This window comes from Marinobacterium aestuarii (assembly GCF_001651805.1).
Lineage (GTDB): Bacteria > Pseudomonadota > Gammaproteobacteria > Pseudomonadales > Balneatricaceae > Marinobacterium_A > Marinobacterium_A aestuarii.
In genome coordinates this window covers 1,985,620-1,997,002 of record NZ_CP015839.1, presented here as the reverse complement: position 1 = coordinate 1,997,002, position 11,383 = coordinate 1,985,620, and the positions used below count along the sequence as shown (strand labels likewise).

The 11,383-nt window shown below is 59.5% G+C and carries 13 protein-coding genes; 6 read left to right on the top strand and 7 right to left on the bottom strand.

The window, feature by feature from the left end; genetic code table 11:
• Positions 1 to 27: 27 nt before the first annotated feature.
• Both A8C75_RS08850 and A8C75_RS08845 read right to left on the bottom strand, forming a co-directional pair.
• Positions 28 to 1,011 (bottom strand): TAXI family TRAP transporter solute-binding subunit, encoded by a 984-nt coding sequence (locus A8C75_RS08850; protein ID WP_067380893.1) that lies wholly within the window; start codon positions 1,009 to 1,011, stop codon positions 28 to 30.
• 359 nt (positions 1,012 to 1,370) lie between these two features.
• Positions 1,371 to 2,366 (bottom strand): hypothetical protein, encoded by a 996-nt coding sequence (locus A8C75_RS08845; protein ID WP_157890252.1) that lies wholly within the window; start codon positions 2,364 to 2,366, stop codon positions 1,371 to 1,373.
• 284 nt (positions 2,367 to 2,650) lie between these two features.
• Between A8C75_RS08845 and A8C75_RS08840 the strand changes: the two genes are divergently transcribed.
• Together A8C75_RS08840 and A8C75_RS08835 are read left to right on the top strand one after the other, a co-directional pair.
• The gene (locus tag A8C75_RS08840) at positions 2,651 to 3,589 is read left to right on the top strand and encodes a LysR family transcriptional regulator (RefSeq protein WP_067380889.1); all 939 of its coding nucleotides are present in this window, start codon (positions 2,651 to 2,653) and stop codon (positions 3,587 to 3,589) included.
• A gap of 87 nt (positions 3,590 to 3,676) precedes the next feature.
• Positions 3,677 to 4,282 carry a LysE family transporter gene (locus tag A8C75_RS08835; protein ID WP_067380886.1) on the top strand — a complete coding sequence of 202 codons (606 nt, stop codon included), beginning with the start codon at positions 3,677 to 3,679 and terminating at the stop codon, positions 4,280 to 4,282.
• A 54-nt stretch (positions 4,283 to 4,336) separates the two neighbouring features.
• Here the strand turns inward: A8C75_RS08835 and tcdA are convergent, their stop codons facing one another.
• The 5 genes from tcdA to A8C75_RS08810 form a co-directional block, all read right to left on the bottom strand.
• A complete protein-coding gene (gene tcdA, locus A8C75_RS08830; protein ID WP_067380883.1) occupies positions 4,337 to 5,152 on the bottom strand; it encodes a tRNA cyclic N6-threonylcarbamoyladenosine(37) synthase TcdA in 816 nt (271 codons plus the stop codon).
• 20 nt (positions 5,153 to 5,172) lie between these two features.
• Entirely contained in the window at positions 5,173 to 5,388 is a 216-nt protein-coding gene (locus tag A8C75_RS08825; RefSeq protein WP_067292522.1) for a hypothetical protein, read from the bottom strand.
• A 175-nt stretch (positions 5,389 to 5,563) separates the two neighbouring features.
• Entirely contained in the window at positions 5,564 to 6,268 is a 705-nt protein-coding gene (gene hda / locus A8C75_RS08820; protein WP_067380880.1) for a DnaA regulatory inactivator Hda, read from the bottom strand.
• Positions 6,261 to 7,358 (bottom strand): AI-2E family transporter, encoded by a 1,098-nt coding sequence (locus A8C75_RS08815; RefSeq protein ID WP_067380877.1) that lies wholly within the window; start codon positions 7,356 to 7,358, stop codon positions 6,261 to 6,263. Before A8C75_RS08815 ends, hda begins: the two co-directional genes overlap by 8 nt.
• A gap of 23 nt (positions 7,359 to 7,381) precedes the next feature.
• Positions 7,382 to 8,434: a DUF2066 domain-containing protein gene (locus tag A8C75_RS08810; RefSeq protein WP_067380874.1), complete on the bottom strand. Its 1,053-nt coding sequence runs from the start codon at positions 8,432 to 8,434 to the stop codon at positions 7,382 to 7,384.
• A gap of 150 nt (positions 8,435 to 8,584) precedes the next feature.
• Here A8C75_RS08810 and purM point away from each other — a divergent pair, with 150 nt between their 5' ends.
• From purM to A8C75_RS08790, 4 genes are all read left to right on the top strand, one after another.
• Positions 8,585 to 9,643 carry a phosphoribosylformylglycinamidine cyclo-ligase gene (gene purM, locus A8C75_RS08805; RefSeq protein WP_067380871.1) on the top strand — a complete coding sequence of 353 codons (1,059 nt, stop codon included), beginning with the start codon at positions 8,585 to 8,587 and terminating at the stop codon, positions 9,641 to 9,643.
• Positions 9,644 to 9,645: 2 nt separating this feature from the next.
• Positions 9,646 to 10,287 (top strand): phosphoribosylglycinamide formyltransferase, encoded by a 642-nt coding sequence (gene purN / locus A8C75_RS08800; protein WP_120785176.1) that lies wholly within the window; start codon positions 9,646 to 9,648, stop codon positions 10,285 to 10,287.
• Between the two features lie 106 nt (positions 10,288 to 10,393).
• Positions 10,394 to 11,110: a DUF3108 domain-containing protein gene (locus A8C75_RS08795; protein ID WP_067380868.1), complete on the top strand. Its 717-nt coding sequence runs from the start codon at positions 10,394 to 10,396 to the stop codon at positions 11,108 to 11,110.
• Positions 11,107 to 11,382 carry a YfcL family protein gene (locus A8C75_RS08790; RefSeq protein WP_067380865.1) on the top strand — a complete coding sequence of 92 codons (276 nt, stop codon included), beginning with the start codon at positions 11,107 to 11,109 and terminating at the stop codon, positions 11,380 to 11,382. Before A8C75_RS08795 ends, A8C75_RS08790 begins: the two co-directional genes overlap by 4 nt.
• The last annotated feature ends 1 nt before the right edge of the window (position 11,383 follow it).

The window sequence follows — 11,383 nt, the reverse complement described above, 5'->3', positions numbered from 1 at the left end:
GCAAGCCGTTTTAATATAAGCCCGTGATTACATCCAGCCACGTTCTTTGTAGTACCGCACCGCACCGTCATGCAGCGGTGCAGACAGGTTGTTCTTGATCATCAGCGCAGGGTCCAGATTTTCGAACGCCGGGTGCAGACGCTTGAAACGATCGAAGTTATCGAACACGGCCTTGACCACCTGGTAAATTACTTCCGGATCAGCCTTGGTTGAGGATACAAAGGTCGCGCCCACACCAAAGGTGGCCGTATCTGCATCCGTACCCTTGTACATGCCCGCCGGAATAATTGCCTTGGCGTAGTAGTCGTTCTCACCGATCAGCGTATCCACTTCAGCACCTTCCACCGGCACCATCAGGGCATCGCAGGAGGTCGTGGCTTCCTTGATGGAACCATTGGGGTGACCCACGGTGAAGATAATGGCATCAACCTTGTTATCACACAGCGCCTGGGACTGCTCGGAAGACTTGAGCTCGGAGGCGAGTTTGAAATCGTCCAGCGTCCAGCCCTTGCGCTCCATCAGCACTTCCATGGTACCGCGCTGACCAGATCCCGGGTTACCGACGTTCACACGCTTGCCCTTGAGGTCATCAAACACCTTGATGCCTGAGTCTGCACGGGCAACCACGGTGAAGGGCTCGGGATGTACGGAAAAAACTGCCCGCAGCTCGGGGTTGGCACCCTGTTCTTCAAACTTGTCGGTACCGTTATAGGCGTGGAACTGCATGTCGGACTGCGCCACACCCATGTCCTGGCCACCCTCACGAATGGCATTCAGGTTGGCGACGGAGCCGCCGGTAGAAGGCGCGGTGCACTTGATGCCATGATCATCGGCACCGCGGTTCACCAGCCGGCAAATCGACTGACCCACGACATAATAGACGCCGGTCTGGCCACCTGTACCAATAGTCACATAGGTCGGATCGGCCGCAGATACACTCTGCACAGCGCCTGCCAGCATGACTCCAGCTGCCAGTACCGATGCGGTAAAGGCGGATTTAAGTTTTATCATGTTGTCTGCTTCCTTGTTTGTTATTCAGTGAATCTATGCAGCACGCAGCTACCACACTGAGAATGCCTGTAACGGTGCCTGATAACGCCCGGATGAGCACCAGGGCCAAGTTAGATAGGGTCGGCGATACAGCTTATAAAATCAATCAGTTATGTCAAAGACAAGGCGAAAACCCCAGTATTTCTCAGATTTTCCTGTCTATTTGGTCATACCCCGCAACCCGGATATCCTTGTTACAAGCATAGGCCGAGATTTGGCCGCGCGCCTGCAAGCACAAACACAGGCCGTGCCGGGGTACTAACGGATTACAGATTTGGGCAGTCAGCCATAAGGAGAAAAGTTGCACACACAGACGCCGATCAGGCAGCGGCGCTGTCCGCCTGTTTCAACAACGCCAGAACAGCCTGAATCGAGGTACCCAGATCGCCACGCATCCAAAGGCCCGCAAGAACCTGTTCGAAAACGTCAATCCAGTCCCGCGCCTTGGTGTCATTCGCGTCATCCACGCCTGCTACAACACATTCCACAAAATACTGACCATGACTGAGCAGCACATAGTGCTGCGCCTCAAGCAGATGCTTTTCATACAAAAGCCCTGCTGCGCTGCGCAACTGCGTGAGCGTCGCCTGACGTACGTCGATTTCCAGCATGCCGAACGCTTGCCCGACCGAAGCATCAGCCTGACCCAGGCGCGAGGCGCCTCCGGCCAGCAACAGCGGCTCCATGCCGGCAGACAAGAGCTTCGATGGCTGTAGCGCTGAGGCACCCACAAGATTAAAGGCGCCGGCGAACAGACGTTGCAAATAGGGATAAAGCTGCCCCGAATCGATGGCCCGGGCTCGACTTTGGGCGCCATCACGCTCGAGCCAGAGCGCACTTTGAGCCAGCGCATAGGGCCGGGCGCGGGCCGCAAGGGATTCGAGCCGGGGAGCATGAGCCGCCAGCCACTCAAGCATGGGAGCCTGAGCCAGCCACATTTGCCCCAAAAACAGATCCGACAGTTCAAATCGATGCCAGCCAAACTGCACACCACCCACCGGAAAGCGCAATTCAATCAGTGCGGCTATATCAAACTGGCCCAGCTCATCGAGTACCCGCTGAGCGCCCTCAAGAAAGAACTCGTAATCTGCCCGAGCATCGCCCAGCGCCTGAACCGGATCGCGCAGCACCGATGCATAGTTTTCTACCGGCCAGCGCGCGAGCAGTGTTTTTTCGAGCGGCGCCAGCCGCTCGCTGGCGTGATCCGCCGCAAGCTCAGCCACCAGCTCCGATGAGATCGCAGCCTGTTGCAGCATGTTCCCAAAACCACGATCAAGCCCCGCCCCCTTGGCGCAAGAGGCGTCTGAGAGTGTCATATTGGTCCGACTAGACGGGCGTCGATCAGGCTGCATCCAAGCTATCTCCCTATTCAGCGCTGGATCTGGCTGCTCACCGCTGAGCAAGGCCTGCGGGCGCGTCTGCTAATTATATACCTCTTGCAAGCCGCGGATCGGGCTTGAGGCTTTTATCTCACAGACTGTCATTGATAGAGCCCAGTCTATCGGCGCTCGCCCCCTGCCCTTGAGCTGTTTTACAGTGCCACCCAAGGTATTTTTTCAATGGCGTGCTTCGGTATAACCTGAGCTGATATCCTTGCGCCATGGAATTATCTCGCATCAACCTCAACCTGCTAACAGCACTGCATCAGCTGCTGCGCTGTCGCAGCGTCAGCCAGGCCGCGCGTGCCCTGTTCGTAACCCAGCCCGCCATGAGCCGCAACCTGGCTCAACTGCGCACCCTGCTGGGGGATCCACTGCTGGTGCGGGTCGGCAACCAGATGCAGCTAACCCCCAGGGCCGAAGCCCTGTCGGCGCAGATAGCGCCATTACTGCTGAACATTGAAAGCCTGCTGATGCCCGATCACTTCGATCCGGCGCTGTTTCAGGGCCGCTTCAATATCGCCATCACCGATTACACCAGCGAGCATATTCTGCCGACACTGGTCGAGGACCTGTGCCGTACCGCCCCCGGGCTGCAACTGCATTTCCACCTCTGGGAACCCGCCATGATCACTGACCTGCGCGAAGGCCGCATGGATCTGGCCGCCTGCATCCTGAATGAGGTACCCGACGATATTCACGGCCGCCAGGTCGGCGAAGACAGCTACAGCTGCCTGCTGCGTGCCGACCACCCGCTGCTGGCAAATGATGGGCCCGACCTGGATCAGTACAGCCAGGCAGACCATATCAGCATCAGCGGCGGTGGCGACAAGAACCGCGCCCTGGACAACGCCCTGGCGGCACTGGGCAGACTGAGACGGATCCGTATTACCGTACCCTTCTTTCACTCCGCGCTGGCCTTTTGCGCCAGCAGTGACGGCATTCTGACCCTGCCCAGCCACATGGCGGAAAACCTCAGGCAACGGCATGACCTGGCGCTGCGCCCGCTACCCTTTGAGGTCGAACGGGTGCGCTATTCGCTGATCTGGCATCAGCGCCAGCAGCATGACGCCGCCCACCGCTTCGTGCGCGAACGCTTCTATCAGGCACTGGAAAAATCGAGCTTTTCAAAGCCCGCCTCAAGTCATAAGCAGAAGTAATATCCCATATCAGCAATGGGGATTGGCGGCACCCGGGCGCCACTGCGTACACTGGGCGTCCAGATTAAGACTCCAGAGACTGACACTATGCTCGAATGGTTACTCTTTGCCGGCATCACCCTGCTGGGCGCCATGATTCCCGGGGCAAACATGGCCATAGTGCTGCGCAATACCCTGGGGCGCGGTCGCAGAGCGGGCTTTTTCACCGCAGCAGGCCTGGCCACCGCATTGCTGATCCACGCCTCCCTGTCCCTCGTCGGTATTGCTACCCTGATCAGCCAGTCACCGGGACTCTACGCCGGCATTCGCTGGCTCGGCAGCGCCTATCTGCTGTATATGGGTGTGATTTATCTGCTCAGCAGCCGCAAGGCCGAGAACCCCGACACAGCCGGTACAGCAGCGAGCAGCCAGCACAGCTTTCTCGCCGGCCTCATGATCAGCCTGTTCAATCCCAAGGTATTGCTGTTCTTTATGGCCATGTTTTCCCAGGTTCTGCAGCAGGACCATGGCTGGCCCGCCCTCATGCTCTACGGCCTGACCCCGGTCAGCATTGAACTGGCGTGGCTGAGCCTGGTTGTGATGCTGCTGACAAGACCCGCGGTACAGCAGGCACTGGCGCGCGCACGCCAGCGCATCGAAGGCGCGATAGGCGTGACATTGATGGCATTGGGAATCAAGGTTGGCCTGGGCTGAGCACCCAGGCGTGCTTCAAAGACAGAAACCACATACAAAACACGAGGGCGCTGGCTAGAGCGGGCTCACATCAGACAGCGCCGCCACACGACGGGCTTCGCGCTCCTGCAGCTTTTTCAGCACCCGCGAGACCGCCACAAAACCAAAACTGGCGGTAACGCAAACGGAGGCGCCAAAGCCGCCGTCACAATCCAGCCGCGTACTGCCCTCTGCGAGGGTCTTCTGCTGGCAGACAGTGCCATCGGGCTGCGGGTACACCAGCTGCTCGGTCGAATAGACGCAATCAACGCCAAATTTTCTAGAGGTACTGAAGCCATAATGACGCCGCAGCCAGGAGCGCACCTTGGCCGCCAGCGGATCCTGGCTGGTGCGGCTCAGGTCAGCGATGTCGATGCGGGTCGGGTCCACCTGGCCGCCAGCCCCGCCGATGGTAATCAGCGGAATCTTGCGCCGCTTGCAGTGCGCGATAAGGGCAGATTTTTCGCGCAGGCTGTCGATGGCATCCACCACGTAATCAAAGTCACCACTGATCAGCTCGGCGACATTTTCCGTGGTGATAAACTCCTCAACTTCTGCAACCACCGCCTCGGGGTTGATCGCCCGCACCCGTTCGGCCATGGCCTCGACCTTGGAACGGCCGATATTGCCGCTCAGCGCATGGATCTGACGGTTGGTGTTGGTGACACAGATATCATCCAGATCGATCAGGGTAATCCGGCCTATGGCCGTGCGCGCCAGCCCCTCGGCAACCCAGGAGCCCACGCCACCAATACCCACCACGCATACATGGCTGCGGCGATAAAGCTCAACCGTATCAACACCGTAGAGTCTGCGAGTGCCACCAAAGCGGTTTTCAAATTCGTTCGACACCGTTCACCCAACCCTGCTACTCAGAAGTCGTCATCCGTAAGCTCGGTCAGTACCGGCTCACCGCAGCCTGTGCACTTGCCCTCGATAAACAGCACACCCTTGAGTTCGTACTCGATCACCGTATGCATGCCAAGATTGGCCTGCTGACACTTGTCGCACCAGGTCTGAGTCAGAAACGCCTGCTGTTCGTCTTCATCCCGGGCGCCGAAATCCCGCATTGTCCGCTCGTCTAACATGTTGTTTCTCACCGGGGTCTGGTTTACATAGATTATAAATTTTTCATCGCCAACAGCCGTTGACACAGCCCGTTGGCAACGCCATGCCTGACATGAAAACGGCTGCCGGGCAGCACAGGGATGATGCAGAAAAGCCCCCGCGGGGGCAAGACACACGCCAGGGTAAGAGCCGGTGCTACCAGCCCATCTCCTGCTTGATAAAGGGAATGGTGATCTTGCGCTTGGCACTCAGGGATGCCTGATCCAGCCGATCGAGCAGGCCGAACAGGTCGCCCATATCGCGACTGGCATGATGAATCAGGTAGCGCACCACTTCACTGGATAGCTGGAAGCCGCGGGCCTGGGCACGCAGCTGCAGAGCGCGCTCCTTGTCTTCATCCGGCAGCGCATGCAGCTGAAACACCATGCCCCAGCTCAGGCGCGACGCCAGATCCGGCAGCTTGATACCCAGCTGGCGCGGAGCACTGCTGGCCGCCACCACCAGACGGTTGTTCTGTGCGCGGATGCGGTTAAAGAAGTGAAACAGCCCTTCTTCCCACTGCTTATTGCCCGTCACCAGCTGCACATTGTCGATGCACACCAGATCCAGATGTTCCATGCCATCCAGAATGCCGGGGCCCAGGTGCAGCAGCTCCTGCAGCGGCAGATAGACCGCGGTACGGCGTGCGGGCTCGCTGGCGTGGCAGGTGGCCTGCAACAAATGGGTACAGCCAACCCCTGGAGTCCCCCAGAGGTAGAGCAGCAGCTCACCCTCACCTTCGGCCGCCTGCTGCAACATTGCGCGAGCCAGGCCGTTGGCGCCGGTCAGATAATTCTCAAAACGCGCATCATCCCGCAGCGATACGCCGAGCGGGAGTTGGAAAGGAGCCGTGTTATTCATCCGCTTCTGTATTCAGCAATTCCACTTCGGCAACCTGCGCCGACCCATACAGCGTGCTGCTCTTGTAACCCTGGTGCAAATGGCGCAACAGCACCATGATCACCGCTGCAACCGGCAGCGCCAGCAATACGCCAACGAACCCGAACAGCTGCCCGCCCGCCATGATCGCAAAGATCACGGCCACAGGATGCAGCCCTATCCGATCCCCCACCAGCAATGGTGTCAGCACCATGCCTTCTAGCGCCTGGCCGACGGCGAACACCGCCCCCACCCAGAACAGCACCATCGGATCCTGAAACTGAATAAAGGCTGCAATGCCCGCAACAAAGATACCGATAATAAAGCCCATATAGGGCACGATACTGGCAAGGCCGGCCAGCATACCAATCAACAGCGCAATATCAAGCCCTACCAGCCACAGACCGACGGCATAAATGATGCCCAATGCCAGCATGACCAGCAGCTGCCCCTTTATAAAGGCACCCAGAACCTCATCGCATTCGTTAGCCCAGAGCGCGACCCTGGGCTCCAGGTAGCGCGGCAGCAACATGCGAATGCGCGCCATCATCAGATCCCAGTCCCGCAGCAGATAAAACAGCACCACCGGAATCAGCACCAGGTTGGCGATCCAGGCGAGCACCGCCAGACCTGAACGGGTAATCCCCCCTGCAAGCTGCGCCATCAGACTGCCGGTCTGCTGCCAGTTGCCCGCCAGCATGGATTTCAGCGTACCCAGGTCCATGGCCGCCAGATCCACCCCCAGGGTTGATTCGAGCAGCGGCACCAGGCGCTTCTCAACCAGATCGATAATCATGGGAACCCGTTCCAGCAGCACCTGAATCTGACGCCCCAGCTGCGGCAGCAGCAACAGTACCGTCAGTGCCAGCACGGCCGTCATGAACACGAACACCGTCACCACGGCGCCGGTACGGCCAAACTTCGCCGCCTCCAGCCGATCCGCCACCGGATCAAACAGGTAGGCCAACAGGGCACCCACCAGGAAAGGCGTCAGAATCGGCGCCAGCATATACACCAGCGCCCCCAGGATCAGGGTGACGATCAGTAAAAACCAGCGTTGCGATTCCGTCATACGATGCCTTCCCTATCCATGTTTCAGTTCTGCCAACGATACTGCAGCAAACCTGTGTCCGGCATATAAACGCCATCCATTCGACCCACCGGCGTCAGGCGATTATCCAGACGCAGCGTTTCCTGCAACTGTTCCACACTGGTATCAAGCTGCAGCCGCAGGCGCAGACGCCCCGCAGATATGAGTTCCGGGAAAACTGCCATAACCCCTTCGCTCGCACGCAAACGCTCAACCAGGGCGAGATAATCCGCCTGACCACTAATCCCATCGATCTGCAGCACCAGCCCCTGGGGCCGGTAATCCAGCGGCGCCAGCTCAGGTATCTGCAGCAAAGAATCCGCCACCCTATCAACGACGTCCGTCATCTGCTCATCCAGCTCGCCGAAAGGTGTAAAAAGCTGCGTCTCACGCCGCTCACCCGCAAATTCGAACTCACTGAACCAGAATCCACCTTCGAACCATATCCGGCCGGCCAGCACCGCATCGGGCGCATAGCGCTGGGATGCCAGACGCACCTCATCCGAGGCCTGCTGCCAGAGCAACTCCGGCGGCAGTTGCTGCAGGTCCTGCAGATCCAGCAACGGCAGCTGCAACGCCAGACCACGACGCTGCGCCTGCGCCACCAGCGCCTGCAGGGCCGGATGATCCGCCGTAATATAGTCTTCAACCGCCCCGGCCTGCTTGGCCACCAGCCACAACAGCAGCGCCGGACGTTGCTGACCGGGGCCCCGAATACCGGCATCCTGCAACAGCTCATCAAGCGGCGCCGCAGCGTAGTGCAGCTGTAGCCAGTGCTCACCCTCGTCCGAGCTACGATAGGCATACTCGCTCAGCAAGCCCTGCGCCTGGGCCAGCACCGCGCCATAGCCCGCCTCGGCCGCAACCTCGGCGCTGCCGCTGAGCTTGATCAGCACCTGTGCCAAACCTTCGGTGATCTGCTGCAGATTGGGCACCGTCCCTGCGCGGGCAACATTTATTTCAGCACTGTAAAGCCCCGGCACAGTAACAGCACCGGCAGAGATCGCCCACAGCAGCGCGGCACAGGCAAAAACCTGACGCAAGCATTTGATAAACATGAGGTATTCCCAACTACGATAAAACCGGCGAACAGCGAGGCAAAAGACGCTTAAACTCTAACACACAATAGCCGCCCCACGCGCAACCTGATAGAATGTCGCCTTCATTTTTTTGCCGCCAATCCCCGTTGCTGAAAGGTTATCTGATTCATGTCTACCGCATCCGACAAAACATCACTGAGCTATAAAGACGCTGGTGTCGATATCGACGCGGGTAACGCCCTGATTGAGCGTATCAAGGGCGTCGCCAAACGCACTGCGCGCCCTGAAGTCATGGGCGGACTCGGCGGCTTCGGCGCCCTGTGCGAAATCCCGGCCGGATATCGCCAGCCTGTCCTCGTATCCGGAACCGACGGGGTCGGCACCAAGCTGCGCCTGGCCATGGACCTGAAAAAGCATGACACCATCGGCATTGACCTGGTTGCCATGTGCGTCAACGACCTGATTGTCGCCGGCGCCGAACCGCTGTTCTTCCTCGACTACTACGCCACCGGCAAGCTCAACATCGACACCGCCGCCGACGTCGTGACCGGCATCGGCCGCGGCTGCGAACTGGCAGGCGCCGCACTGGTAGGCGGCGAAACCGCCGAAATGCCAGGCATGTACGAGGGCGAAGACTACGATCTGGCCGGCTTCTGCGTGGGCGTGGTTGAAAAGGCCGACATTATCGATGGCAGCCGTGTACAGGCCGGCGACAGCCTGATTGCCCTGGCCGCTTCAGGCCCTCACTCCAACGGCTACTCCCTGATCCGCAAGATCATTGAAGTCAGCAAGGCCGACCTCAACCAGCCCATGGGCGACGGCACCCTGGCCGACGCCCTGATGGCGCCGACCCGCATCTACGTCAAGTCCGTACTGCAGCTGATCAAGGACAGCCAGGTCAACGCTCTGTCCCACATCACCGGCGGCGGCCTGCTGGAAAACATCCCCCGCGTCCTGCCCAAGTCCAGCAAGGCCGTGATCAACACCGCCTCCTGGAAACTGCCGCCCGTATTCCAGTGGCTGCAGAGCAACGGCAATGTTGATGCGCGCGAAATGTACCGCACCTTCAATTGCGGCGTCGGCATGGTTATCGCCGTACCGGCAGCCGAAGCCGACAGCGCCCTGGCACTGCTGACCGCCGCCGGCGAAAATGCCTGGGTGATCGGCCAGATCGAAGACGCACAGGATGGCGAGGAGCAGGTCGAACTGCGCAGCGCGGAGGCCTGAGCGTGACACAAAAGCGGATTGTGGTACTGCTTTCGGGCAGCGGCAGTAATCTGCAGGCACTCATTGATGCGACCCAGTCGGGCCGCATCAATGGCCGCATCGTCGCCGTGATCAGCAACAAGCCAGGCGTCAGAGGCCTGGAGCGTGCACGCGATGCCGGCATCGATGCCCTGCTGCTGGACCACACCCAGCACGAATCCCGCGAGGCGTTTGACGGCGCTCTGCAGGCGCTGATCGACCAGCAAGAACCCGACCTGATCGTGCTGGCGGGTTTTATGCGCATCCTAACCGCCGACTTCGTACGCCATTACCTGGGCCGAATGTTTAACATCCACCCGTCACTGCTGCCCAAATACAAGGGCCTGCACACGCACCAGCGGGCGATTGAGGCCGGCGACAGCGAACATGGCTGCACTGTGCATTTCGTGACCCCGGAGCTCGACGGCGGCCCGCTTATTCTGCAGGCAGCGGTACCCATCGCAGCCGACACCAGTATCGAAAGCCTGCAACAGCAGGTCCAGGTGCGCGAGCATGACATCTACCCACTGGCGGTAGAGTGGTTCTGCGCCGAGCGCCTCACACTTGAGGCAACGGGCGTGACACTGGATGGTATTCAGTTACCGGCAAGCGGACAGCGCGTATAAATCCAGAGCATAGACCAACCGGCGCACCACCCCTGAGCGGGCGCCGGACAGGTTTAAACCCTGACCGCCAGCCACCGCACTGCGCAACCCACACGGAGCTCCAATGATGTACCGCCGGATAAAACAGATCCTGTGCTGCACCCTACTTCTGGGCAGCAGCATCAGCGCCCAGGCACTGAGCACCCCAACCGAACTGAAGCCCTTTCGCGCCCTGTACGAATCACACCTGGATGTTGGCATCGAACTGACCCTCGAAGCGGTGCGCGAACTGCGCCAGCAGAACGACGGCCAATGGCTACTCACCAGCACCGCTGACGCGGCCATTGCCGGCATTGAGGAAAGCAGCCGCTTCACCCTTGATAACCTGCAAGTCGTACCGCAAGAGTATCAGTACCACCACAAGGTATTCGGCAAGCGCCGCGACGCCACCCTCAACTTCGACTGGCCCAACACCCGGGTCACCAACGACGTTGACAACAAGCCCTGGCAGATGGACATCCCCATCGGCACCCTCGACAAGCTCGGTTACCAGATGCAGATCCGCCTCGACCTTCCCAGCGGCAAGACCAAGCTCAGCTATCCGGTCGCCGACGGCGGCAGCCTCAAGCAATATGACTTCGAAGTTCTGGGCACCGAGTCGGTCGACACCCCCGCCGGCACCTTTGATGCCATCAAGGTACAGCGCGACCGCGGTGAAGACGCCAAGCGCGAAACCTACATCTGGTTTGCACCCGAACTGGATTACATGATCGTCAAGCTTTACCAAATTGAAAGCGATGGCAAGAAAGCACAACTGCTACTGAAGAAGGTAGAGTCTCCATGACCCCCAACGATTACAGCGACAGCCTCCACAACTACCTGCTAACACAGGAACAGAGCACCGACGACAATGACCGTCTGTTCTATTGCAGCTACCTGCTGGGCCACCTGAGCCTGGCCGCCAGCACCGAGCCCGCCGACTGCGACCTGCTAGACAACAGCGTTAACCTGAGCCTGGAAAGCGCCTTCGCCGTTGATCGCCTCAGCGACGCCGACAAGGCCGGCATCGCTGCGCTCTGGGTCGAAACCGCACGCACAGCCCGCAACCCCGCCTGAA

Coding starts and splice junctions, on each gene's coding strand:
- A8C75_RS08840 (WP_067380889.1), top strand. CDS start 2,651: ATGGAATTATCTCGCATCAACCTCAACCTGCTAACAGCACTGCATCAG.
- A8C75_RS08845 (WP_157890252.1), bottom strand. CDS start 2,366: ATGACACTCTCAGACGCCTCTTGCGCCAAGGGGGCGGGGCTTGATCGT.
- A8C75_RS08850 (WP_067380893.1), bottom strand. CDS start 1,011: ATGATAAAACTTAAATCCGCCTTTACCGCATCGGTACTGGCAGCTGGA.
- A8C75_RS08790 (WP_067380865.1), top strand. CDS start 11,107: ATGACCCCCAACGATTACAGCGACAGCCTCCACAACTACCTGCTAACA.
- A8C75_RS08810 (WP_067380874.1), bottom strand. CDS start 8,434: ATGTTTATCAAATGCTTGCGTCAGGTTTTTGCCTGTGCCGCGCTGCTG.
- A8C75_RS08795 (WP_067380868.1), top strand. CDS start 10,394: ATGTACCGCCGGATAAAACAGATCCTGTGCTGCACCCTACTTCTGGGC.
- A8C75_RS08835 (WP_067380886.1), top strand. CDS start 3,677: ATGCTCGAATGGTTACTCTTTGCCGGCATCACCCTGCTGGGCGCCATG.
- A8C75_RS08825 (WP_067292522.1), bottom strand. CDS start 5,388: ATGTTAGACGAGCGGACAATGCGGGATTTCGGCGCCCGGGATGAAGAC.
- purM (WP_067380871.1), top strand. CDS start 8,585: ATGTCTACCGCATCCGACAAAACATCACTGAGCTATAAAGACGCTGGT.
- hda (WP_067380880.1), bottom strand. CDS start 6,268: ATGAATAACACGGCTCCTTTCCAACTCCCGCTCGGCGTATCGCTGCGG.
- A8C75_RS08815 (WP_067380877.1), bottom strand. CDS start 7,358: ATGACGGAATCGCAACGCTGGTTTTTACTGATCGTCACCCTGATCCTG.